The sequence below is a fragment of the Cryobacterium sp. N21 genome, from assembly GCF_002929575.1.
Lineage (GTDB): Bacteria > Actinomycetota > Actinomycetes > Actinomycetales > Microbacteriaceae > Cryobacterium > Cryobacterium flavum.
This window is the reverse complement of record NZ_PJJQ01000029.1, coordinates 134,120-156,155: the sequence shown is the minus strand read 5'-3', so window position 1 is coordinate 156,155 and position 22,036 is coordinate 134,120. Positions and strand designations below refer to the sequence as shown.

The 22,036-nt window shown below is 66.4% G+C and carries 25 protein-coding genes, 2 tRNA genes, 1 pseudogene and 1 riboswitch; of the genes and pseudogenes, 10 read left to right on the top strand and 18 right to left on the bottom strand.

Annotated elements, in window-relative coordinates:
- Positions 1 to 438, bottom strand: a complete 438-nt coding sequence (locus tag CXY77_RS05825; protein WP_104129795.1) for a MaoC family dehydratase — start codon at positions 436 to 438, stop codon at positions 1 to 3.
- Positions 435 to 881 carry a MaoC family dehydratase N-terminal domain-containing protein gene (locus tag CXY77_RS05820; protein ID WP_092340442.1) on the bottom strand — a complete coding sequence of 149 codons (447 nt, stop codon included), beginning with the start codon at positions 879 to 881 and terminating at the stop codon, positions 435 to 437. Before CXY77_RS05820 ends, CXY77_RS05825 begins: the two co-directional genes overlap by 4 nt.
- 59 nt (positions 882 to 940) lie before the next feature.
- On the opposite strand from CXY77_RS05820, the gene CXY77_RS05815 reads away from it, so the two are divergent.
- Both CXY77_RS05815 and CXY77_RS05810 read left to right on the top strand, forming a co-directional pair.
- The gene (locus CXY77_RS05815) at positions 941 to 1,387 is read left to right on the top strand and encodes a GNAT family N-acetyltransferase (RefSeq protein WP_158252789.1); all 447 of its coding nucleotides are present in this window, start codon (positions 941 to 943) and stop codon (positions 1,385 to 1,387) included.
- 167 nt (positions 1,388 to 1,554) lie between these two features.
- On the top strand, positions 1,555 to 2,178 hold the full coding sequence (locus tag CXY77_RS05810; RefSeq protein WP_092340443.1) for a HEAT repeat domain-containing protein: 624 nt from the start codon (positions 1,555 to 1,557) through the stop codon (positions 2,176 to 2,178).
- A gap of 18 nt (positions 2,179 to 2,196) precedes the next feature.
- Here CXY77_RS05810 and CXY77_RS05805 read toward each other — a convergent pair whose 3' ends face one another.
- Positions 2,197 to 3,093: a PfkB family carbohydrate kinase gene (locus CXY77_RS05805; RefSeq protein ID WP_104129794.1), complete on the bottom strand. Its 897-nt coding sequence runs from the start codon at positions 3,091 to 3,093 to the stop codon at positions 2,197 to 2,199.
- A 179-nt stretch (positions 3,094 to 3,272) separates the two neighbouring features.
- Complete coding sequence (locus CXY77_RS20330; protein ID WP_139165815.1) at positions 3,273 to 3,437, bottom strand: DUF2207 domain-containing protein; 165 nt, start codon at positions 3,435 to 3,437, stop codon at positions 3,273 to 3,275.
- Positions 3,438 to 3,657: 220 nt separating this feature from the next.
- Here CXY77_RS20330 and CXY77_RS05800 point away from each other — a divergent pair, with 220 nt between their 5' ends.
- The 4 genes from CXY77_RS05800 to CXY77_RS05785 all read left to right on the top strand — a co-directional run bounded on the left by CXY77_RS05800 (position 3,658) and on the right by CXY77_RS05785 (position 9,020).
- Positions 3,658 to 4,572 (top strand): LysR family transcriptional regulator, encoded by a 915-nt coding sequence (locus CXY77_RS05800; protein ID WP_092340445.1) that lies wholly within the window; start codon positions 3,658 to 3,660, stop codon positions 4,570 to 4,572.
- A 292-nt stretch (positions 4,573 to 4,864) separates the two neighbouring features.
- Complete coding sequence (locus CXY77_RS05795) at positions 4,865 to 6,196, top strand: MFS transporter (RefSeq protein ID WP_233197259.1); 1,332 nt, start codon at positions 4,865 to 4,867, stop codon at positions 6,194 to 6,196.
- A gap of 50 nt (positions 6,197 to 6,246) precedes the next feature.
- Complete coding sequence (locus tag CXY77_RS05790; protein WP_104129793.1) at positions 6,247 to 7,536, top strand: M20 family metallo-hydrolase; 1,290 nt, start codon at positions 6,247 to 6,249, stop codon at positions 7,534 to 7,536.
- Positions 7,537 to 7,547: 11 nt separating this feature from the next.
- Positions 7,548 to 9,020 carry an amidase gene (locus CXY77_RS05785; RefSeq protein WP_233197258.1) on the top strand — a complete coding sequence of 491 codons (1,473 nt, stop codon included), beginning with the start codon at positions 7,548 to 7,550 and terminating at the stop codon, positions 9,018 to 9,020.
- Positions 9,021 to 9,103: 83 nt separating this feature from the next.
- Here CXY77_RS05785 and moeB read toward each other — a convergent pair whose 3' ends face one another.
- Genes moeB through thiO form a run of 4 tightly spaced genes read right to left on the bottom strand, consistent with a single transcriptional unit; the run spans position 9,104 to position 12,484 of the window.
- Positions 9,104 to 10,243, bottom strand: a complete 1,140-nt coding sequence (gene moeB, locus CXY77_RS05780; RefSeq protein WP_104088924.1) for a molybdopterin-synthase adenylyltransferase MoeB — start codon at positions 10,241 to 10,243, stop codon at positions 9,104 to 9,106.
- Between the two features lie 5 nt (positions 10,244 to 10,248).
- Positions 10,249 to 11,034, bottom strand: coding sequence for a thiazole synthase (locus CXY77_RS05775; protein WP_092340448.1), 786 nt, complete (start codon positions 11,032 to 11,034; stop codon positions 10,249 to 10,251).
- Entirely contained in the window at positions 11,031 to 11,273 is a 243-nt protein-coding gene (gene thiS, locus CXY77_RS05770; RefSeq protein ID WP_104088922.1) for a sulfur carrier protein ThiS, read from the bottom strand. Before thiS ends, CXY77_RS05775 begins: the two co-directional genes overlap by 4 nt.
- Positions 11,270 to 12,484: a glycine oxidase ThiO gene (thiO, locus tag CXY77_RS05765; RefSeq protein WP_104129792.1), complete on the bottom strand. Its 1,215-nt coding sequence runs from the start codon at positions 12,482 to 12,484 to the stop codon at positions 11,270 to 11,272. Before thiO ends, thiS begins: the two co-directional genes overlap by 4 nt.
- 43 nt (positions 12,485 to 12,527) lie before the next feature.
- On the opposite strand from thiO, the gene thiE reads away from it, so the two are divergent.
- On the top strand, positions 12,528 to 13,172 hold the full coding sequence (thiE, locus tag CXY77_RS05760) for a thiamine phosphate synthase (protein WP_233197257.1): 645 nt from the start codon (positions 12,528 to 12,530) through the stop codon (positions 13,170 to 13,172).
- A 23-nt stretch (positions 13,173 to 13,195) separates the two neighbouring features.
- On the opposite strand, the gene thiD is transcribed toward thiE, so the two are convergent.
- The 7 genes and pseudogenes from thiD to CXY77_RS05725 form a co-directional block, all read right to left on the bottom strand.
- Positions 13,196 to 14,071 carry a bifunctional hydroxymethylpyrimidine kinase/phosphomethylpyrimidine kinase gene (gene thiD / locus CXY77_RS05755; protein ID WP_092340452.1) on the bottom strand — a complete coding sequence of 292 codons (876 nt, stop codon included), beginning with the start codon at positions 14,069 to 14,071 and terminating at the stop codon, positions 13,196 to 13,198.
- A riboswitch (TPP riboswitch) is annotated at positions 14,063 to 14,162 on the bottom strand. (Overlaps the previous gene by 9 nt.)
- Before the next feature lie 75 nt (positions 14,163 to 14,237).
- Positions 14,238 to 14,627, bottom strand: a complete 390-nt coding sequence (locus CXY77_RS05750) for an ABC transporter permease (protein ID WP_233197256.1) — start codon at positions 14,625 to 14,627, stop codon at positions 14,238 to 14,240.
- Positions 14,628 to 14,709: 82 nt separating this feature from the next.
- Positions 14,710 to 15,372, bottom strand: a pseudogene (locus CXY77_RS20585) (ATP-binding cassette domain-containing protein); the annotation flags it as partial.
- Between the two features lie 78 nt (positions 15,373 to 15,450).
- Positions 15,451 to 15,939, bottom strand: coding sequence for a histidine kinase (locus CXY77_RS05740; RefSeq protein WP_092340454.1), 489 nt, complete (start codon positions 15,937 to 15,939; stop codon positions 15,451 to 15,453).
- 28 nt (positions 15,940 to 15,967) lie between these two features.
- Positions 15,968 to 16,294, bottom strand: a complete 327-nt coding sequence (locus tag CXY77_RS05735) for a transcriptional regulator (RefSeq protein ID WP_092340455.1) — start codon at positions 16,292 to 16,294, stop codon at positions 15,968 to 15,970.
- On the bottom strand, positions 16,284 to 16,757 hold the full coding sequence (locus CXY77_RS05730; RefSeq protein WP_104088918.1) for a hypothetical protein: 474 nt from the start codon (positions 16,755 to 16,757) through the stop codon (positions 16,284 to 16,286). Before CXY77_RS05730 ends, CXY77_RS05735 begins: the two co-directional genes overlap by 11 nt.
- A 75-nt stretch (positions 16,758 to 16,832) precedes the next feature.
- Positions 16,833 to 17,189 carry a DUF2834 domain-containing protein gene (locus tag CXY77_RS05725; protein ID WP_104089178.1) on the bottom strand — a complete coding sequence of 119 codons (357 nt, stop codon included), beginning with the start codon at positions 17,187 to 17,189 and terminating at the stop codon, positions 16,833 to 16,835.
- Positions 17,190 to 17,402: 213 nt separating this feature from the next.
- Here CXY77_RS05725 and CXY77_RS05720 point away from each other — a divergent pair, with 213 nt between their 5' ends.
- Positions 17,403 to 18,041: a DUF4395 domain-containing protein gene (locus tag CXY77_RS05720; protein WP_104129789.1), complete on the top strand. Its 639-nt coding sequence runs from the start codon at positions 17,403 to 17,405 to the stop codon at positions 18,039 to 18,041.
- Here CXY77_RS05720 and CXY77_RS05715 read toward each other — a convergent pair.
- The 3 genes from CXY77_RS05715 to CXY77_RS05705 form a co-directional block, all read right to left on the bottom strand.
- A complete protein-coding gene (locus tag CXY77_RS05715; protein ID WP_158252787.1) occupies positions 17,995 to 18,945 on the bottom strand; it encodes an alpha/beta hydrolase in 951 nt (316 codons plus the stop codon). The two genes, CXY77_RS05720 and CXY77_RS05715, sit on opposite strands and share 47 nt — an antisense overlap.
- A 154-nt stretch (positions 18,946 to 19,099) precedes the next feature.
- Positions 19,100 to 19,173 (bottom strand) — tRNA-Met (locus tag CXY77_RS05710).
- Positions 19,174 to 19,204: 31 nt separating this feature from the next.
- Positions 19,205 to 19,276, bottom strand: a tRNA-Thr gene (locus tag CXY77_RS05705).
- Positions 19,277 to 19,404: 128 nt separating this feature from the next.
- Here CXY77_RS05705 and CXY77_RS05700 point away from each other — a divergent pair.
- Positions 19,405 to 21,105, top strand: coding sequence for a glycoside hydrolase family 13 protein (locus tag CXY77_RS05700; RefSeq protein ID WP_104129788.1), 1,701 nt, complete (start codon positions 19,405 to 19,407; stop codon positions 21,103 to 21,105).
- Positions 21,102 to 21,884, top strand: a complete 783-nt coding sequence (locus CXY77_RS05695; RefSeq protein ID WP_167552430.1) for a GTP pyrophosphokinase family protein — start codon at positions 21,102 to 21,104, stop codon at positions 21,882 to 21,884. Before CXY77_RS05700 ends, CXY77_RS05695 begins: the two co-directional genes overlap by 4 nt.
- Positions 21,885 to 22,036 lie beyond the last annotated feature (152 nt).

The window sequence follows — 22,036 nt, the reverse complement described above, 5'->3', positions numbered from 1 at the left end:
TCAGGCCAGGTTGACGCGTGCCTGCGCCTTGCCGAGAACGGTCGAGCCGTTGAACGTCACGGTCAGGTCGATGCGGGCCACGCCGGCTTCGAGATCGAGCGCGCCGACCTTGGCGACGACGGTGACGGTTGCGCCATCCGTTGCGTCAACGAAGACCGGGCGGGTGAATCGCACCTGGTAATCGATGACCCGGGCGGGGTCGCCGGCCCAGTCGACGACGGGTTGCACGGCCAGGCCCATGGTGAGCATGCCGTGGGCGAGCACGCCGGACAGCCCCACCGACTGCGCGATATCGTCGCGATAGTGAATGGGATTGAAATCACCGGATGCTCCGGCGTAGTGCACGAGGGAATCGCGCGTCAGGGCGAAACTCGCCTCGGCGACGACGTCGCCGACCGTGAGATCGGTCACTGATCTGATAGGTGCGGCGGGGGTCATTCGTCTCCCCTGACGACGAGGGTGGAGACCGCGGTCACGACGTGTGCGCCGCTCGCATCAACGATGGTGGACTCGGCGGTGACCATGGAGTGGCCGCCGAGGCTCTTGATGCTCGTCACCGCGAGGGTCGCCGTGAGTTCGTCACCGGCGACAATCGGGCGGGTATAGCTGAAGCGCTGGTCGCCGTGCACGACGCGGGTGAAGTCGATTCCGCCATCGGGTTCGGCCAGAAGTTGGGCCAGGGTGGCCTCCTGCACGACCACGGCGAACGTGGGCGGAGCGACGACGTCGGTGTGGCCGGCCGCGCGGGCCGCCTCGGGATCGTGGTTGATCGGGCTGGTCGCGAACACGGCGCGGGAAAATTCGCGCACCTTTTCACGGCCGACAAGATACGGTGCGACCGGCGGAAAGACCCGCCCCTGCAACTCTGGGTTCACTGACACCCGTCGAGTCTACTAAGCGCGGTCACGAGCACCCGGCAACAGGGCGCACACTATTAACCGTGAATTGTGTATCCGTGCGCCTCGGTGACCCCGAGGTAGCCCCTCTTCTGCTTGACCTGCACCGCGAATACGAAACGCGCTACGGCGACGGCGATTCCGTGCACGACGTCGACGGGGCCGAGTTCGATCCGCCCAGCGGCGGCTTTCTCGTGCTCGTCGACGGCGACGTGACCGTGGCCGGCGGTGGCCTGCGCCAGTTCAACGACACGACCGCCGAGGTCAAGCGCATGTGGACCAACCCGAACTACCGCCGCCAGGGTCACGCGAAAACGATTCTGCGCGAGCTCGAATCCCTCGCCCGAACCCTCGGCTACGAGCGGATGCGCCTGGAAACCGGCTACGCCCAGCCCGAAGCGCTCGCCCTGTACCGCAGCCTCGGTTTCACCGACATCGGCAACTACGGCATCTACGAGCGCGCCTCCGGCTTCGAACTAGACCTCAGCTGACAGGTGCAGTGGGCGCCCGGCCCGGTCGAGGCGCGGTACCCATTCACCGTAACGGCTCCAGTCTTCTGGCCACCGCGAGCCTCCGCAAATTACGGCCACGTCTATTGCACACTGTTACCCCGTTTCGCGGGTGGGAAAGGGCGCCGGGGAGGTAGCGTTAGAGGGCTATGCAAAACAAATTGACTCCGCACCCCGACCTTCCGATCGACCTTCCGACCGAGGAACGCATCCGCGCCGCCGTCGCGCACTACGGCGAGTCCGTCGTCATCGACAATTCCGTGGCACTGTTGCGCGCCAAGAATGCCGGAAAGGACTTTCTGCTCTACGCCGGCGGGCGCCACGCCCTCGGCATCCTCGAGGGCGCCCCAGCCCTGTACTGGCCCGAGCTGTGGGGCGCTCGCGCGCTGCTGCACGTGTGGGGAGAGTCGGCTGCACCGTACATCGTCGTCGGGCTGAACAACCAGGCTTGGCGGGTGCGCGAAATGTGCGCCAAGGTCGTGCTGCTGCGCGGCCTGCAGGTCGTCCCCAAGCTCGTGCGCCTCACTACCGATGAGCACCCCCGGGTGCGCGCGGCGGCCCTGCACGCCCTCGCCGACCAGGGATCCACCGCCAACATCGCCACGATCGAGGTGCGCCTGCGCGACCCCGACAAGGAGGTGCGCCGAGCCGCCCAGCAAGCGCGCGATGCAATTCGCACCCGGCTCAAGTTCACCGACGCGGTTCCCGAGACCATCGCGTCTGAAACAACAGCGCCCGAAACGAACGCGCGTGCAACGGACGCCGAGGCCTAAGCGAGCCGACCGACCTGCCTACGGCCGCCGGAGCAGCGCTCCCTCGTGCCGACAGGTCGCCGCTGCGGTCAGCATGGCGTCGGCCAGCAGCGACTGCCAGCTGGCGGCATCCTGCGGTACACCGTCGTGAACGATCGTGCAAACGGATGCTGCCAGCGTCGCATCCCCGGCACCCATCGTGTCGATGACCGGGCCATCGAGCATGGCGATGGGCACGCTGATCTGGCCTTTATCGGCGAAGGACACCGAGGCGCCGAGGCGCCCGGCTGTTGCCAGCACCGTGTGTGCGCCGCTCGCAACGAGTCGCAGTCGCAGCTGCTCGAGCGTGCTGTCGTAGAGAAGGTCAGCGTCTTCGTCGCCGACCTTCACGAGCAGGCTGCGCGCGGCGAGTGCCTCGAAGTTGCGCACGAATCGGGGGCCGTCGTGCAGCATGCCGGCCCGCGGATTGGGGTCGATGAAGAGGCGTCGTTCCGGGTCACTCACGCAGGCCGCGAATGCCTCGGTCTGCGCGGTGTCGTCGAACGGAAAGCAGCTCACGACGACCAGCTCGGCGCTCTCGAGGGCCGCGCGCTCCGCCGCACCGAACTCGATGCGGCGTGCCTTCGCTGCCGGGTTGAAGAAATAGCGCGGCTCGCCGTCGGTGCGGTCGGACATGGCCCGCGACGACCCGAGCGGGCCGGTGGTTGCGATCAGCTGCACGCCGTATTTCTCGAGAAATTCGCGAATCACCGCGCCGTCAGCATCGTCGCCGACCATCGCGATCAGGGTCGTCGGCAGGCCGAGCACCGCCAGTCCGACCGCGACGTTGAGGGCGGCTCCGCCGGCGAATTCCCGGCTCGCCTCCGAATCACGCAGCACGTCGATCAGAGCATCGCCGACGACAACGACGCGGGTTGGAGCGTTCTGTTCAGGCATGGGGTCCAATCTCTGCGAAAGGCGCGAACGATGAGCTCGGTCGGTGCACTCTAGGCTAGGCCCAGCTCACGGCACGCGCGGCCCCGACCAAGCGGTGCCCGCACAGCAGGTATGGGCACAGCAACGGCCGCCAGCAGGAGTCCAGTCTCCTGCTGCCGGCCGTCAGCGGTTATGCCGGGTTAGACGCTCTTGCGCCCCGACATCGATCGCATGAGGAACATGATGACGGCAATGACGGCGAGCACAATACCGACCCAGAGTAGAAACTGAAGCGACTCCACCAGGCCGCCAGTAATGAGCAGCACGACCGCAATAATGGCCACAATGATGAGCAGCGGATTCATGGTCCAACCTTTCATTCACGCGCGGGAAAATCCCGAGTGCCCAGATACTACCCCCCTCACGGGGCCGCAAGCAGATCCCGCGGGCGGCATCCGCTTCGTGTCGCGTGGTCCCACCACGACCAAAAGCAGCCACCCGATTACTCTCGTCGTTACCATTGAGCAATCCGCACGCTCGGGGCTGGATGCTTTCGCTCCCGGCTGCCGCCCTGTCTGGAGCCCGATGCGACACTTCACCCTCACCCAGTTGCGGTACTTCGCCGTCGTGGCCGAGCTGCAGAGCATGACCCAGGCCGCCGCCCGATTACTGGTGAGCCAGTCCGCCGTCTCTACGGCGATGGCGCAGCTGGAGCGCACCCTCGGCGCCCAACTGTTCCTGCGCAACCCGTCGATGGGGCTCAGGCTCACCCCGACCGGGCGCAAGTTCGCGCTCGACCTGAAGGGGTTCCTCGACCACGCCGATTCCCTGTTTGAATCGGCCTACGGAACGGCCGAAACGCTCATCGGCGAGCTGACCGTCGGGGTGTTCTCACCGCTGGCTTCGTTTCGGCTGCCGGCCATTCTCAAGGCGTTCGAGGCCACCCATCCCGGCGTCGACGTGACTTTTCTGGAGGCCGACCTCGCCTCGCTGCAGACGGCGCTCCGCGAGGGGCGATGCGACCTCGCATTGATGTACGGGCACGGACTCGGCGCCGGGTTTTCCAGCCAGGTGCTCGAACGTGTTCCTCCGCACGTTATTGTTCCCGCGGGCCACTGGGCCGCGAATATCCCCGGCCAGGAGGTTGCCCTGCGCGACCTTGCCGGAGAGCCGCTCATACTGCTCGACCTGCCGCACAGCCGGGAGTACTACGAGAGTCTGTTCGCCCTGGCCGGGGTGGCACCCAACGTGCGCCACCGGTTCGCCGGCTATGAAACTGTGCGGTCGTTCGTGGCCCAGGGCCACGGCTATGCCCTGCTCAACCAGCGGGTCTACAACGACGTGCCGTATTCTGGCGGTCGGGTCGTCCCCCTGCGCCTGGTTGACGAATTTCCGCCGAGCGAGGTCATGCTCGTGCGGCTGAGCACCGCGCTGCCGACCCGCCGAGCGCTGGCCTTCGAAGATACCTGCCGACGCTTGTATGGGGCGGCGCACCCCTGACCCATCACCAAAATCGATGCGCTCGGCCATGAGAATCAATTGGACACGGGTGTTTCGCAGCGCGCAAGCTTGACCAGAATCGGCCGCGCACTCCCGGCAGCGCTCGTCTTTGACCGGGATCCCGGCTGCAGTGATCAAGGAGGATCAGTGTTCGAGCAGATAATTCACGTGTCGTCCCGGTTACAGACCAACGGATGCGCCGCAATATGACCGACACACGGCTCGCCAAGAGTTCACCGGCCAGAAACGCAGCGGCGAGCGCCGGAATCATCGCGATCGTACGGTGGGTGTCGTGACCACGACCGCAGCCACCGCCCCGATCAGTCCGCCAGCCGAGACCGCTCCCCCGAAGAAGTTGACAGGCCTGCAGAAACGCGTCCTACTCGGCGGCAGCATCGGCCAATTCATCGAGTTCTACGACTTCACCCTGTACGGATTGACGGCCGTGATCTTCTCCCAGCTGTACTTTCCGAGCACGAACCCGATCCTCGCCCTGCTGGCCACCTTCGCCACCTTCGGTGTCGCGTTTGTCGTGCGCCCGCTCGGCGGCTTGTTCTTCGGCTCCCTCGGCGACAAGATCGGGCGGCGCAAGGTGCTCGCCATCACCCTGCTCGCCATCGGCACCGCGACCGCCTGCATGGGGTTGCTCCCCACTTTTCACCAGATCGGCTTCTGGGCCCCCGCGCTTCTGCTGCTCCTGCGCCTCGTGCAGGGTTTCTCGGCCGGCGGCGAATCGGTCGGCGCCCCCTCCTTCGTGTTCGAACACGCCCCGATCGGCCGCCGCGGTCTCTGGCTGAACATCACCATCGCGGCGACCGCGCTGCCGTCGGTGTTCGCCGGCACGATGATCCTCATCCTCAGCCAGAGCATGTCCGACGACTCGTTCACCGCCTGGGGTTGGCGCCTGCCGTTCCTGATCGCCCTGCCCCTGGCCCTGTTCGGCGTCTGGATTCGCAGCAAGACCAGCGAGAGCAAGTCGTTCACCGACGCCCAGGCAACAAAGACCAAGGAGTTCAGCCCGGTCAAGGAGACCTTCCGAGAGAACAAGTTGCGCATGGTGCAGGTCATCTTCGTAATGGGCCTGACCGCGATGGGTTTCTACTTTCTCTCGGCCTACTTCGTGGCATACGTACAGACCACCGGAAACCTCAGCCGCGAACAGTCCCTGCTGGCCAACGCGGCCGCCCTCGCCCTGTACGCCGTGCTGCTGCCAATCGGCGGGCGCATTGGCGACAAGGTCGGGCGTAAGCCGATGCTCATCGCCGGGTCGGCCGCGATCGCGGTGCTGGCCATCCCGAGCTTCATGCTCGTCACGAGCGGCAGCCTGCCGCTCGCTCTGCTCGGCCAGATGCTGTTCGTGATCCCCCTGTGCATCTACGGCGGCGGCTGCTACACCTTCTTCGTCGAGATCTTCACGACCAGAACCCGCTTCACGAGCGCTGCCGTGAGCTACAACCTCGGCTACGCCATCTTCGGCGGCACCGCGCCGCTCGTCGGCACCGCCCTCGTCGCCAGCTCGGGCGTTTCGTTCGCCCCGGGCTTCTACATGGCCGGCGCGGCCGCGATCGTGCTCCTGCTTGTGACCCTCACCAAGGTGCCCGAGACGCGGGGGCGTCTGGGCTGAGCGTTTGCAGCATCCGTTCACGCATTACTCGCCCAATAAAAGGAGTCCATATGTCATCTGCTGACTTTCTCACCGACTTTCACCACGTTGCCACCATCGGGGCCACGCCCCGCAACGGCGTCGACCGTCAGGCGGCCACCGCCGAAGACGCGCAGAGCCGCGCCTGGTTCGCGAATTGGGTGACCGACGCCGGCTACACCCTGCGCGTCGACGGTATCGGCAACATGTTCGGGCTGATCGAGTGGACGCCAGGCGCCCCCTACGTGCTCGTCGGTTCACACCTCGACAGCCAGCCGCTCGGCGGGCGCTTCGATGGCGCTTACGGCGTGCTCGCCGCATTGCACGCGGCCCGCAACGTCGACGAGCTGGTGCAGGCGAGCGGTACCGTGCCGCCGTTCAACCTCGCCGTCGTGAACTGGTTCAACGAAGAGGGCGGCCGTTTCGCTCCGAGCGTCATGGGCAGCAGCGTCTTTGTCGGCCTGTTCGACCAGGAGCAGATGCTGGACGTGACCGACCTGGCCGGCGTGACCGCCCGCGCCGCCCTGGCCGAAATCGGCTATCTCGGCACCGACCCGCGCCCGGTCACGGTGAGCTACGCCGAGATCCACATCGAGCAGGGTCGCATCCTCGAGCGCGAGCAGATCGCGATCGGCGTCGTCGACCGCAGCTGGTACACCCAGAAACTCGACATCGAGGTGCTCGGAGAGCAGTCCCACACCGGGGCGACCGCCATGGCCGACCGGCACGACGCCCTCGTGGCCGCCGCCAAGATCATCCTCTTGGTGCGCGAGGTCACCAGCGACTTCGCCGACGAGGCCATCGTGTCGTCCGTCGGGCAGCTAACCCTCGAACCCAACTCCCCCATCGTGGTCGCCCGCCGGGTACGCCTGGTCGCCGACCTGCGGAGCGGCGACCCACAGATCGTGCAGGCGGCCCGCGCCACCCTGCTCGAGAAGATCGCGGCGCTCGCGATCGAGCACGAGATCAAGATCAACGTGACCGACTTCGATGTTCGTCCGATCAGGTATTTTCCTGAAGGAGGCCTCCAGCTGGCCGAAGCGGCCGCCGCGCGCGCCGGGCTGTCCACCCGCCGAATCCAGACCATGGCCGGCCACGACTCGGTCGCGATGAACACCTTTGTGCCCTCGATCATGCTGTTCATTCCGAGCGTCGACGGTGTCTCGCACTGCGAACGCGAATTCACCACGGATGCCGACATGGTCGCCGGGCTCGCGCTGCTCACCGAGGTGACCACGGCTCTGGTCAGCGGGGCGCTGGTCGACGGGGCTTTGGTCGATCCGGCCGAGGCTCCCGCACTGGCCTCTACGGCCCGGGCGTAGTCGGGCCGGGCGTGATCAGCCGCACCGAACCCGCTCCCACCCAGTCGAGCGCTACCACCACCAGCATGACCGACCTGGCCTATCTGGGCGCAACCGAGGCGCTCGGCCTGTTCCGGTCGCGCGACTTGTCACCGGTGGAGCTGCTCGAGGCCGTGCTGCAGCGTATCGACGCGGTCAACCCGCGCGTCAACGCGCTCACCGAACAGCTGACCGATGAGGCCCGAATCGCGGCCCGCGACGCCGAGCGGCAGTACCGGTCCGGCGGTCAGCTCGCCCCGCTGCTCGGGCTGCCGGTCGCGGCGAAGGAGAAGCATTCCCTCGCCGGGCACGTGCTGAGCAACGGGCTCGTCGCCCAGCGTGACGTGGTTGCGAGCGCGGATCATCCGGTGATCAGCCGCATACGCTCGGCCGGCGGCATCGTGCATGCGCGCACCACGACGCCTGAATTCTGCTGCGCCACGGTGACGCACTCCCCGCTCTGGGGGGTCACGCGCAATCCGTTCAACCACGATCTCTCTCCCGGCGGCTCCTCGGGCGGATCCGGCGTCGCCCTTGCGGCGGGGTTTGCGCCGCTCGCCACCGCCTCGGACATCGCCGGATCGACCCGGCTGCCAGCGGCCTTCACCAGCACCGTCGGGTTCAAAGCACCCTACGGTCGCATTCCGGGCGTCGCGCCGCTGTCGGCCGACCACTATCGCGGCGACGGGCCGATGGCCCGCACGGTAGCGGATGCCGCCCTGCTCGCCAACGTGATGGCCGGCCAGCACCCAGGTGACCATGCCTCGCTCGCCGCCGCTGCGCCGCTGCCGAGGATGTGGCCCGCGGTCGCGGGCCTGCGCATCGCCCTATGCATTCGCCTCGGCGACTACCTGGTCGATCCCGACGTAGAGGCCAACACCCGCGCCGTGGCTGCGGCCTTGCAGAGCGCCGGCGCGATCGTCGACGAGGTCGAACTGCCCTGGACCACGGCCGAAATTCACCGAGTGTCCTTCACCCACTTCGGCCATATTCTGGGCCCAGCGATGGAGGACGAGACCCGTGGCGCCGAGAGAGCCCTCGCCGCCTACACGGTGCAGTTCATGACGGATGCCCGGGCTGCGGCCGCCGATACCCGCTTTCTTGACGGTCTCTCCGCTGAAACCCGCATGCAGGGCGAACTAGCCGCGGCGATGACCGGGTTCGACGCCCTGATCTGCCCGACCTCGGCCGTCGCCGCGCTCACGGCCGAGGGTCATTATCTTGACGGCATCACGGCCGGCGGCGAGCGCCTTGAACACTACTGGCAGGGCCACATGACGGTGCCGTTCAATATCGCGAACCGGTGCCCGGTGCTCGCGGTGCCGAGCGGCCTGGCCGACTGCGGCATCCCCACCGGGGTGCAGATCGTCGGGCATCCGTTTGATGACGGCACGGTCTTTCGCGTCGGCGCCGCCGTCGAACAGGTGCGCCCGTGGGCGCATCGCTACGCACTGATCGGCGGCTGACGCTCGTGGCACGTGTTTGAGAAGACGGCCCCGGTTCAAACCAGTGCCACGTTCTCAAACACGTGCCGCGAGGCCCGGCTCGCTCAGTAGGTCGGCAGCGCGGGCTCGATCTCCCTCACCCAGGCCAGAATGCCACCCTCGACCTGGCGCACATTCTCATAGCCGCGGCGCTGTAGCTCGGCCAGGACAGCAGCAGAACGCGGCCCGGCCTTGCAGTGCAGCACGATGTCGCGGTCGCGGTCGAGAACGGCCTCCTCCGAGAGGATGCCGCCGTGCGGAATCAGCAGCGCCCCCTCGATGTGCACGATGTCGTATTCCGCCGGTTCCCGAACATCGATGAGGTCGAAGTCGAGCTCGCTGCGCGCCCGGGCAGCGAGCAGGGTGGCTAGTTGCTGCACCGAAATCGCATCCGTGGTGGATGTTCCGCAGAACAGGTCATAGTCGATCAGCTCGGTGACCGGTGGCGTGGCCAGGTCGCGTGCGATGCTGATTTCGCGCCAGGTCGCGTCGAGGGCGTTGAAGAGCACGACCCGGCCGAGCAGCGTGCGGCCCACCCCGGTGATCAGTTTCACCGCTTCGGCGACCATCGTGGCGCCGATGATTCCGCACAGCATTCCGAATACGCCGCCCTCGCTGCAGCTCGGCACCGAGCCGGCCGGCGGGGCTTCCGGATACAGGTCGCGGTAGGTCGGGCCGTGCGTGTTCCAGAACACGCTGATCTGCCCGTCGAAGCGCAGAATGGACCCCCAGACACACGGTTTGTCGAGCAGCGCGGCGGCATCACTCACCAGGTAGCGGGTGGCGAAGGTGTCGGCGCCGTCAATGATCAGGTCGTACTGGGCGAACAGGTCGAGGGCGTTCGCCGCCGACAGCCAGACATCGTGTTGGTGCACGGTGACGAGCGGATTCAGCTCGGCGACGGCCGCGGCGGCGGACGCCAGTTTCGAGCGGCCGAGTGCCGAAGTGCCGTGGATGATCTGGCGTTGCAGGTTGCTGAGATCCACCGTGTCGTGGTCGACGATGCCGAGCGTGCCGACCCCGGCGGCCGCGAGGTAGAGCAGCACCGGCGAGCCGAGACCGCCGGCGCCGATCACGAGCACGCGCGCATTCTTCAGCCTGCGTTGGTTGAGCGGGCCAATTTCGGGCAGCAGAATGTGGCGCGAGTACCGCTCGCGCTCGGCCGCCGTGAGGGCCGCGCCGGGTTCGACGAGTGGTGCGAGCATCCGCTTCACAGGTCGGGCCGCCCGGCCATCGGTGACGACGCCAGGGCCAGCTCACGCCGCGGGATGCGGCCGGCCAAGGAGGCACGACGGCCAGCGATCACAGCGTGCCGGAAGGCGTCAGCCATGAGAACTGGGTTCTGCGCGCGCGTCACCGCGGTGGCCAGCAGCACGGCATCGCAGCCCAGCTCCATCGCGAGGGCCGCGTCAGAGGCGGTGCCGATTCCGGCGTCCAGCACCACGGGAACGCCGGCGCGGGCCACGATCAGCTCGATATTGTGCGGGTTGAGAATGCCGAGGCCTGTGCCGATCGGCGCCCCGAGCGGCATCACGGCCGCAGCGCCCAGGTGTTCGAGCCGCAGCGCGAGCACGGGGTCGTCATTCGTGTAGGCGAACACCGTGAAGCCCCGCGCGACGAGCTGTTCGGTGGCCTCGACCAGCTCGACCGCATCGGGCAGCAGGGTCTGCTCGTCGGCGATGACCTCGAGCTTGATCCAGTCGGTCGCAAGCGCCTCCCGCGCCAGCTCGGCGGTGAGCACGGCCTCGCGAGCGGTGAAACAGCCGGCCGTGTTGGGCAGCACGCGGATGGAATTCTCCATCAGCAGCTCGAACAGCGAACCGGTGGCGGCCACACTGTGGCGCCGCATCGCGACGGTGGTCAGTTCGGTTCCGGAGGAACGCAGTGCAGCCCCGAGACCATCGACGCTCGGGGCTCCCCCGGTGCCCATGATCAGGCGTGAGGTCAGCTCAACGCCGTCAATGACGAGGCTGTCCGGGGTCGTCGGCACGGTCATCCTCCCTGCACCGCGGTCACGATTTCGATCTCATCGCCCGCTGTCACCGCGGTCGACCACCAGAGGCTGCGCGAAACGACCGCGGCGTTGCGGGCCACGGCCACCCCGACGCGGCTTCCGTCGACTGCATGGCCGTCGGTCGCGATGGCCCGGCCGGTGATCTCGGCCACGAGGTCGGTCACGGTGCTGCCCGGTTGAACAGATCGTCGCTGGCCGTTCACGGCGATGGTTACGGTCACGAGTGGCCTCCTTTCAGTGAAACGGATGCGGGAGCGCGGCTCGAAAATCGGTCCGGTCGAAAGGCCCGCCACCGATCGTCGGCAATTCCCTCGATGAGCTGGAGACAGCGCTCGGCGGCGACCGGGGTGAGCAGTACGCCGTGGCGGAAGAATCCGGTGGCGACAATGAGGCCGGAAATGTCACCGTCAGCGCCCCCGACGCGACCGAGGAGCGGCGCGTTGTCGGGGGTTCCGGGCCTGGCGCGGGCGGTCGTTTCGATCAGTTCGAGTTCACTGACCGCGGGCAGCAGCACCTGGGCGTCTCGCAGCAGCTGATAGACGCCGCCGGCTGACACCACGCCCGAGCCGTCTTCGCGCTGGGTGGCTCCGATCACGAGCGTTCCGTCGGTGCGCGGAACCAGATACACCGGCACACCGTGCACCAGTCCGCGAACGGTGCAGGTGAGCAGGGGTTGCAGGTGCTCGGGCACCCGCAGCCGAAGGATGTCCCCGTAGACCGGGCGAAGCGGCAGGTTGAGGTGTTCGGGCAGCCCGCCCAGTGCTGCGGCTCCGAGCCCGTTGGCCACGACCACCTCAGTGGCTGTGACCGTTGAGCCGTCGAAAAGGGCGACGCCGGTGACGCGGGAGGAGGCATCCGCTGAATTCTCGTGCAGCAACCCGCTGGCCTGCACGCGTATGACGGCGTCCTGGCCGTGGCGCGCGAGCTCCAACTGGATGCACTCGGTGAGCCGGCGCGGGTCGACCTGATGGTCTTGCTCCACCACAAAGGCGCCAGAAATCTGGGGGCTGAGCAACGGTTCGAGCACCCGCGCTGCGCGAACGGTGATGGCCTCGACGCCCAGTCCGTTGACTACCTGCACGCCGCGCAGGTCGGCGAGCGCCTGCCGGTCGGCCGCGTCTGCGCCCACATTCAGGGTTCTCGTACGCTGGTAACCGGTCAGGTAGCTGTCGGGCGCGAGCGAGTCGATGAAGCCGGGATACAGGTTCGAGGAGGCAAGCATGAGCTCGAGCAACGCCTCCTCCTGGTAGTGCAGTTCGCTGACCGCGGCGAGCATTCCGGCCGCAGCAAAAGTGGCACCACCGGCCGGATCCGGGTCAATGACGGCCACCGTGCGGCCGGACTGCGCTACAGCCCAGGCGATGCCGAGCCCGATCACGCCGCCGCCGATGACGGCTACGTCGACCGTACGCTGTGCGCGCCGCTCACTCATGGTCTGCACCGAGGCCGGGCTGAAGCCCTTTAGGGTTGGTCGCATGGACCCGATCACCGCCCGGCTGTATCTCTGCACCGATGCCCGTACGGAGCGCGGCGATTTCGCCGACTTCGTGACGGCCGCGTTCGCCGGCGGGGTCGACATCATCCAACTGCGGGACAAGACCATCGATGCCGCCGAGGAGCTCGACTATCTTGAGATTCTGCGTTCGGTCGCCGACCGACACGCCCGGCTCTGGGCGGTCAACGACCGCGCGGATATCGCCGTTCTCGCTGGAGCGCCGGTTTTTCATGTCGGCCAGACGGACCTGCCGCTGCCCGCCGCCCGTACGCTGCTCGGCGACGCGGCCCGCATCGGCTTGTCGACCCATACCACCGGACAAGTGGATGCCGCTCTCGTCGCTGACAGTCTGGATTATTTTTGCGTCGGCCCGGTCTGGGCCACGCCCACCAAACCCGGTCGGGCAGCGGTCGGAACCGGTCTGCTGCGCTATGCGGCCGAGCAGAGCGCATCCGCTGGCAGCCTTCGCCCGTGGTTTGCGATCGGCGGGATCGACCTCGGTACCATCGACCAGGTGGTCGAAGCCGGCGCCACCCGGGTGGTCGTGGTGCGCGCGATCACCGCCGCCGATGACCCGACGGATGCCGCCGAGCGGCTTCTCGCCAGCCTCCCGCCGCTCGGCTAGTCGCGCCCACGTCGTCGCCCCGTTCATCTCATGCCCGCAATCAGGGCAGAATTCGCACGGTCGAAAAGTCGATGAAAGTGGTGGATCGGCCCGTTTCCCTGCCCGACCTCGAGCTCGTCGGCGTGGGCCAGGGCGTCGTGGAGCCAGTCTTTCACTTCGGCCAGGGACTTCGCCCAGTTACCGGTTCTGGCCTGCACCGTGGCCATCGCCGAGGAGAGTGAGCATCCGGTGCCGTGGGTGTTTGTGGTGCGGATGCGCGGCAGGGCGACCTCGACCACGCACTGGGCAAGCAGCCCGTGGGTGTTGACTAGGGCATCTGGGCAGCTCGTTTCGTTGAGATGGCCGCCCTTGACCAGTACGGTAGCACCCGTGCTGTCCGACAATCGTTTGCCCTGCGCGAGGGCCTCCGCCCAGTTGGCGGCCGGCGGCTCAGCGAGCAGAACGGCCAGCTCGGGAACGTTGGGCGTGACCAGGTCAACGTGGCAAATCAGGTCGCGCAGCGCCTGCTCGGCTGCCGGGTCGAGCAGGCGGTCGCCGCTCGTTGCCACCATCACCGGGTCGAGTACGACCAGCGGCGGACGGCACCGGAAGAGCCAGTCGCGCACCTCGGTGATCACATCGAGCTGCGCAAGCATGCCGATCTTCACGGCGTCGATGGTTACATCGTCACTCACGGCGTTCAATTGCTCGCGCAGAAAATCGATCGGCGGGATGTGAACCGAACGCACGCCGCGCGTATTCTGCGCCACCAGCGCACTCACCACAGCCATTCCGTAGCCGCCGTTGGCCGCGATGCTCTTGAGGTCGGCCTGGATGCCGGCACCGCCGGTCGGATCGGTACCCGCGATACTGAGGACTCGGGGAATCTGCCGCAGGGCAAGCCGGGTACGATCGATCATCCGTGACATTCCTTCGCTAGTACTAACTAGACAGGTTCAACGGGTATTGATCTCAGCACGCACAGTATGTGCGGCACCCCGTGTCAAGACTCCAGCCTATACGCGCGCCGGCCGTCAGTACACAAGGGGGCGGGCGGCCGCAACCGCCTGCCCTGGTAACACGGATCTAGTGCACCGATTTGCGCTCGTAGAGCGCCCGTGACCAGCCGTAACTGGCGGCCACGATCACGACGCACCACCCGATGGCGAACACGGGGTTCCAGCCGAGTGGGGTGCCGAGCAGCAGCCCGCGAATTGTCTCGATGAACGGAGTGAAGGGCTGGTACTGCGCGAACCACTGCAGCCACACCGGCATCGAGTCGGTCGGCACGAAGCCGCTGCCGAAGAGCGGCAGCACGGTGAGAACGAGGGGCATATTGCTCGCCGTCTCGACGCTCTTCGCCTGGATGCCCATGGCCACGCCCAGCCAGCTGATCGAGTAGGCGACGAGCGCGATCACGCCGGCGACGGCCATCCACTCGAGCGGTGTCGCGGTGGGGCGAAAGCCGATGGCCACGCCGACGACCAGAACGAGGGTGCGGCTTGCGGGCGGCGTCGACGAGGTCGAATTGCTCGAGCAGTTCGGCCACTCGGGTCTTCGACTGCTTCGCTCCGAGGTGGCGAAGGCGCGCCATCAACAAGAGGTTTTCCTCGCCGTTCAGGAGCTTGTCGACCGCCGAAAACTGGCCGGTGCGGCCAATCACGGCGCGCACGCCGTCCTGGTCGCGCACAACGTCGCATCCGTTCACGAACGCCATGCCACCGTCTGGCCGCAGCAGCGTGCTGAGGATGTGCACGGCCGTCGTCTTGCCGGCGCCGTTCGGGCCGAGCAGGGCGGTCACGGTGCCCGCGCTCACTGCGAGGTCGACGTCGTCGAGCTCATTGCGCACGTGACCGTCTTTGGACGACAGTTCGAGCCAGGCCGGCACGCCCGGCTTGACGCCGATGGTGACCTGGCCGAATCCGCTCTCGACCTGCACGGAACCGCGTGAAACCTCGCGGAGCTGGATGCTTCCGTACGCGGTTTTGGCCGAAACGGATGCCTGCGCTCGCGTGATTTCCAGATCGCCGTAGGACAGTTTCGCGTCGAGGTCACCGCCGACCTCGTCGATCTGCACGCTGCCGTGGGACGCCTTGAGTACGGCGTGGCCGGAGACCGTTCCGACCCGGATCTGACCGTGGTCGCTCGCGAAGATCTCGATAGCGCCGACGGGCAGGTTGATGGCCAGGTCGATCGGGGTCGGTGTGTCGTAGGTGGGCATGCTGAAGCTGCCTTTCTGGAGGCGTGTCGGTGTGGCCCTGCGGGTTCGCGGGGCCGGCTGTTGCTGCGGGTGGGCGCCTTAGCGCGCCCAGCTCGCGAAATTGTCGCCGGCGCGCAGCGTGCGCTGCGCGGAGCGGCGTTGCCGGGGTTGCACGGCGGCGGCGACCGCACGCACCAGCCAAGTGTTGACCGACAGTCCGTCGGCGGCGGCCGCGTCGTCCACCCGCGCTTTGAGGGCGTCGGGCAGGCGCAGCGTCGTGCGCGAGGTGCTCGTGTCGTCAAGATCGACGGATGCCGCGGGTCGCTCGTCGCCGTCTACCTCGATACTCGACTGGGTCACCACGAATTCGATCTCGCGCCCGCGCAGCCGCAGGTCGACCGGTCCGGGGGCGAGGTCACGGGTGATCTCGGCGGCCGCCGCCGACAGCACGTCGAGCAGCACGAGCCGCGTTGCCGCATCGAGCCCGGCAGCAAGTCGCTCGGTCGCAGCGCGCGTGTCTGCGCTGCCGTTGTCGGCGGCATCCGCTAGCTGGTGCTGCAGGTCGTTGACGTACTGTCCGAGTTCCATATCACCATGGTGATACCACGGCGGTTAGTCATAATAATGTCATGCTAGTCGGGGCTTCGGCCGACAGCTCGCGGAGCGCCGCCAGATGGCCGTCGATGGCCGCGCTGCCGCGCCGGGTGAGGGCCACGCTGGTGGTGCGGCGGGCATCCGCTCGTGCTGGCGAGGCTTGTTTCACGGTCACTACGTAGTCGAGCTCGATCAGGTTGCGGATGGTCTTCGAGAGCGTCGCCTCGGTCAGTTCCAATGTGGCGGCGATGGTGGTGAATTCCGCGGCGCCGGTCGCCCGAAGAAGCGCGCACAACCGCAGACGGGTTGGCGCGTGGATTGCGTCGTCGAATCGGGGGTCAGCAGCCACGGAGCAGTTCCCGGGCGTTCGCGAGGTCATAGAGTGCTGAGCTGACGAGGGCTACGACGAAGACGACCGCAGTGGTCAGGACAATCCAGGCGCGCTGGTCAGTGACCTCGAACACGATCGAGAGCACGAATGCTCCGAGCATGACGACGCTCAGCACAATGAGAATCATCAGGCTCAGTGGGCCGGCCGGGCCGGGAATCTTCACCAGGCGCATCTGCTTACGCACGAGATGATCAATGCCGAAAAGTGTGAGGCAAGCACCGGCCGACACCATCATCATTCCGAAGGCGACACCCGCAGCCGGCGACGCGATCAGGGCTGCGATGGCAAGGGCCTGCGCCGGAGCGGTCCACCAGGTCTGCGATTTGAGCCATCGTCCGAGCCGCCGCCGGTCCGTCGCGATGCCGGCGAGCGCGGCGCGCGCCGACGCCGCCACCGCCGTGGTTGCACTTTCAGATTCCATGTCGGTAAGTCAATCACTTGCCGTGTCGTTAAGCAAGAATCGGGCTGCGCGCTGTACCGGCCAGGGCTTGAGCGGTCAGGTCAAGGGCGGTCGCGCCGCTGGCGTACGCGCCGCCGCCAGGGTGCGCTCGCGCATCGCGAGGAACAGCGGAAAGGTGAAGGCGAAGGCCGTTAGACCCGAGAGAACGACGTAGAGCCAGCCCCGCTTCATGCCGAGGCGTCGCGCCTCAACGATGATCAGGATGCTGCCAGCCACCGCGGCGATGAGCAGGTCGACCGTGAGTGACGACACCGCCGGCCCACTGTTCACCCAGTCGCCGACGAAGTCGCGCAGCTGAATTATCGCGATCACGTTGTAGCTCCAGGTTCCGGCGAGCCCGGCGAGGCTCAGCGCCAGGTAGACGAAAGCGAGCGGGGTCCAGTGTTTGGTCATGCCGACATTATGCTCGCCGGTCATCGCATATTGTCTCCGACAGCAGCCAGCAGTGTCGCTCTAGAGACTCGCACGCTCGTGTCGATGTACGCGTCCATTAACTCCGGGGGCACGAACAATTCCCGAGCCTGGAGCCGGCGAACCGGCGATTTCGCGCCAGGGGCGCCGCAGCGCCGAGCGCGCGAAGAGTCAGTCCTGTGAGCGGCATCGCTCTTGCGTGCGCTGACAATCATTGCCCGATCGACGAACGATTCACTCGCGCAGAATTCGGTCCGCGAGTTTGTGCAGTCGTCGAGCTTCGATCATCACAGGACCAAACGCCCCGGGGTGCGGCCGTCGAGCCGCCCGCGCAGCTTCCCCAGGAGGACGTTTCGGGACGCCCTGACCGGCAACTTTGCACCGCTGCGGGCGTTCGCGTTTCTCTTCCTGGTGGACATGATGCTGCGGCTATTCGTCAGCGCACGTTACACACCGAGTCTGCTCCTGGGCGGGCTGGTGGTGCGCCGACAGCGCCCGGAATGGGTCGGTGCCGACCAGAAGAAACTCGCCTGGCAGCTCGGGCTAGGCATGGCCTTCACCTCCTGCATGGTGATGGGCTTTTTCGGCGTCAGCGGCACCGTTACGCTCATGCTCTGCGGCATTTGCCTCAGCATCCTATTTCTCGAGACAGCCTTCGGAATCTGTGTCGGCTGCTCCCTCTACCGAATCTTCGCGACGAAGAAGCCAGAACTCTGCCCGGGAGACGCCTGCAACTACGTTCCACCCACGCGGGCGGACAAGCTCCGCCAGGCGCTCACCGCCCAACTCAACCTGCCCGACGACTCAACCCCGCCTGCACAGCCCAGTCGATGATCAGGCGCATACCGTCGCTAAAACTCAACTCATACGGACGGTTGAGAAACGCGTGAAAGGTGCCGGGCAGCACGTTGTAATCCAGCGCCACCCCGGCCGCTGACAGCTCCTGGGCGAACTGATCACCGGAGGAACGCATGGAGTCGCGATCGGCGTCGACCATGAGCGTCGGCGGAAAACCCTGGAGCGGATGGCCGCCGGCAAATGCGTGTGGTTGTGCCAGCGCGGTTCTCGTGCCGGCGTAGTGGAGATTCATCAGGTTCAGCAGCATCGGCGCGTGCCCGAAGCGACGCCGACCGCGGAGGCGGCCGCGCAATTGGCGCGATCTTTTCGGCAGCGCCGCGTGAAAGAAGCCGTACGCGAAGAACGCGCCGACGAGAGCATCAGCACCGCCGTCCGCCAGCCGGAGCACTGCAGCAGCCGACAGACAGGCACCGGCGCTGGCACCGCCCAGAATGACTCCGTTGGGTGAATCGCGCTGCACCTCCCGCACCGCGGCCACGACATCGTCGACCGGCACGGGATAGTGGAGGCCCGGGGCCCACACAAGCCCGCTCGCAGACCGACGCCACGTCGAGATCCTCGCGAGCCGGTAGGCAACGGTGACGACGGTGAATCCCGCTGCGGCCAGTGTTCGCGCAACGTCATCCGACTCCGGCTGGTCGAGGCTGCCCTTGAAAAATCCTCCACCGTGAATCCACACGATCGTTGCAGATTCGACTGATGCAGTGCCGACGGGCGGCGAGTACCAGCGCACCGGTATCGAGCCGTGGGGGCCCTCGATTATTTTGTCCACAGAATCGACAGCCAGGTCGAGTGACGTCACGCTCTCGACGCCCGAACGGATGCCGCACCCAGCGACGACAGACGATTCCCCATTCGTGAACCCTAGCGCGGCCAGCATGCGGCATCCGCTCGAGTGCGTCGCTGGCGGCATCCGCGTGGCCGAATCCAGCGTTCAGGTCATTCCCCCGGGTCGGCGGGGGCAATCGGTGGAAGATAACGAAATTCGCCCCGGACTTCCGCAGAAGTCCGGGGCGAATTTAGTGAATACCGTGTAGCGGGAGCGGGAATTGAACCCGCGACACCACGATTATGAGCCGTGTGCTCTAACCAACTGAGCTACCCCGCCGCGACTTGTCGGCTGTTCGCTTCCAAGCCTGAGCCCCCTGTGGGAATCGGACCCACTACCTCTTCCTTACCAAGGAAGTGCTCTACCAATGAGCTAAGGGGGCAGAGCAACCAAAAGACAGTAGCACTGCCGCGTTTTTGGCAACCTAGAAACTTTATCACCCCGACGGCGAGGTCCAGACCACTTCCACCACGCTACAGGCGTCCAGCAGCGATGCCGTAGCATTTTAGGATGACTGGCACCGAACTGACCCATGGCACCGAATGGTGGCGCACAGCCGTTATCTATCAGATCTACCCGCGATCGTTCGCCGACGCGAACGGTGACGGAATGGGTGACCTCGCCGGCATTAGCGCACGACTGCCGCAACTGAAAGACCTCGGCATCGATGCCATCTGGCTTTCTCCTTTCTATACCTCTCCGCAACGCGACGCCGGCTACGACGTCTCTGACTATTGCGACGTCGACCCTCTGTTCGGCACCCTCGACGACTTCGAGGTACTGCAACGCACCGCGCACGATCTCGGCATCCGCGTCATCGTCGACATCGTGCCCAACCACTCATCCAACGCTCACGGTTGGTTTCAGGCCGCCCTCGCCGCTGGCCCCGGCAGCGACGAACGCGCCCGCTACACCTTCCGCGACGGAAAGGGCGAGAACGGGGAGCTACCCCCGAACAACTGGGAGTCCGTCTTCGGCGGCCTGGCCTGGACCCGAACGACCGATTCAGATGGCACCCCCGGCCAGTGGTACCTGCACTTGTTCGACAGCAGCCAGCCCGACTTCGACTGGGACAGCGAGTGGGTGCGCGAACAGTTCCGCGCCGTGCTGCGCTTCTGGCTCGACCGCGGCGTCGACGGCTTTCGAGTGGATGTTGCGCACGGCATGATCAAGGCTCCCGGCCTCCCCGATTACACGCCTCCCGCCGAGGGCGGCAGCATGGGCGGGGCGCCGGCATCCGCTTTGGAACCCGGCATCACCGCCGAGACGCCGCTGACCGCGCCGTACTGGGCGCAGGATGGCGTGCACGAGATCTATCGTGACTGGCACAAAGTGCTCGCTGCCTACCCGGGCGACCGGGTTCTCGCGGCCGAAGCCTGGGTAGACCCGCTCAGCCAGATGGCCAAGTGGGTTCGGCCAGACGAGATGCACCAGGCCTTCAACTTCGCCTATCTTGAAACCCCGTGGAACGCCGCGCAGCTCAAGAGCGTCATCGACGAGTCACTTGAAGCCTTCGGTAACGTGGGAGCTCCGAGCACCTGGGTGCTCTCCAACCACGACGTCGTGCGCCACGCCTCCCGGCTCGCCCTCACCGGCGAGAACCTGCAGGGGCATGGCATCGGCCCGAAAACGGTGGGCCTGCCCGACACGGCGCTGGGGCTTCGACGCGCGCGGGCGGCATCCGCTTTAATGCTGTCGCTGCCGGGCTCGAGCTACCTGTATCAGGGCGAGGAACTCGGCCTGCCCGAGGCCGTCGACCTGCCCGACCACGCCCGCGAAGACCCCACCTGGTTTCGCACCAACGGCGAGCGTTACGGACGAGACGGATGCCGCGTGCCGATTCCGTGGGAAGCCGCCAGCGAATCGTTCGGCTTCAGCACCGGCGCGAAGAGCTGGCTGCCGCAGCCAGCCGAGTGGGCTGGCCTGGCTCGCGACCAGCAAGATGGCGTCGCCGGATCTACACTCGAGCTGTACAAGCACGCGCTGACCCTGCGCCGGGAGCACTCCCTCGCCTCCGGCACCGTGGAGTGGATCGACGGCTTCGGGCCGGAGGTCGCGGCGTACCGCAACGGCGACGTGACGGTCGTAGCCAACACCGGCGCGGCATCCGTTCAGCTTCCCGCCGGTGACGTGCTGCTTTCGAGTGAAGAGCTGGTCGGCCGCACCCTGCCGGGCGATGCGACGGCCTGGTTGCGCTCAGTAGAGGCATGACCGACGCCGTCGACCGTTCGAGCGATGCCGGCAGCAACGCGCTGGCGTCGATCGCGGCCATGCGAGAGCTAAAGCTCGAGCTGACCCGGTTCATGATGTCGTATAAGTTCGCGAGCGACGAGATGCTGACAAAGATCAACATTCTGAAGGAGGAGTTCAGCTCGATCCACGACTACAGTCCGATCGAGCATGTCAGTTCAAGGCTGAAGTCGCCGGAGGGCATTCTCAAGAAGGCGATCCGCAAGGGGTACCCGCTCGAGCTCGACGCTATTCGCGACAACATTCAGGACATCGCGGGCATTCGCATCACCTGCAGCTTCATCTCTGACACCTATCGCATCCGCGACCTTCTGGCCGGGCAGCGGGACGTGACGGTGCTGCTGGAGAAGGACTACATTCAGGAGCCGAAGGCCAACGGCTACCAGAGCCTGCACCTCATCGTGGCGATTCCGGTGTTCATGTCAGATCGCGTGCAGCCGGTCACCGTGGAGATTCAGATTCGCACGATTGCCATGGACTTTTGGGCGAGCCTCGAGCACAAGATCTTCTACAAGTACAACGGTACCGTGCCCGATACCCTCGTCGAAGATCTCCGGCAGGCAGCGGATGCCGCCAATCGCCTCGACGTGAAGATGGAGCTGCTGCACGACCAGGTTGTGGCGCTCGAGTCCGTCGATGCCGGCGACGCAGACCTGTTCAGCTTCGACGGCCTGCCGCCGTTTCCGCTGCCGAAGGGCCTGCTCGATTCATTCATGCGCGGCCGCACGCAGCCCGAATAGTCCCTCTACGCCACGGTTCGGCCGGGTGCGGCCTGCCGTGTCGGCACGACTCCTGCAATTCGCGGGCGAACAGAGAAACTCCCGCGTCTTTTCGGGCCTTCAGCTCTCGGGCACAACAAATTGCAAGAGTTATGCTGGCCCGGCGTTCGGGA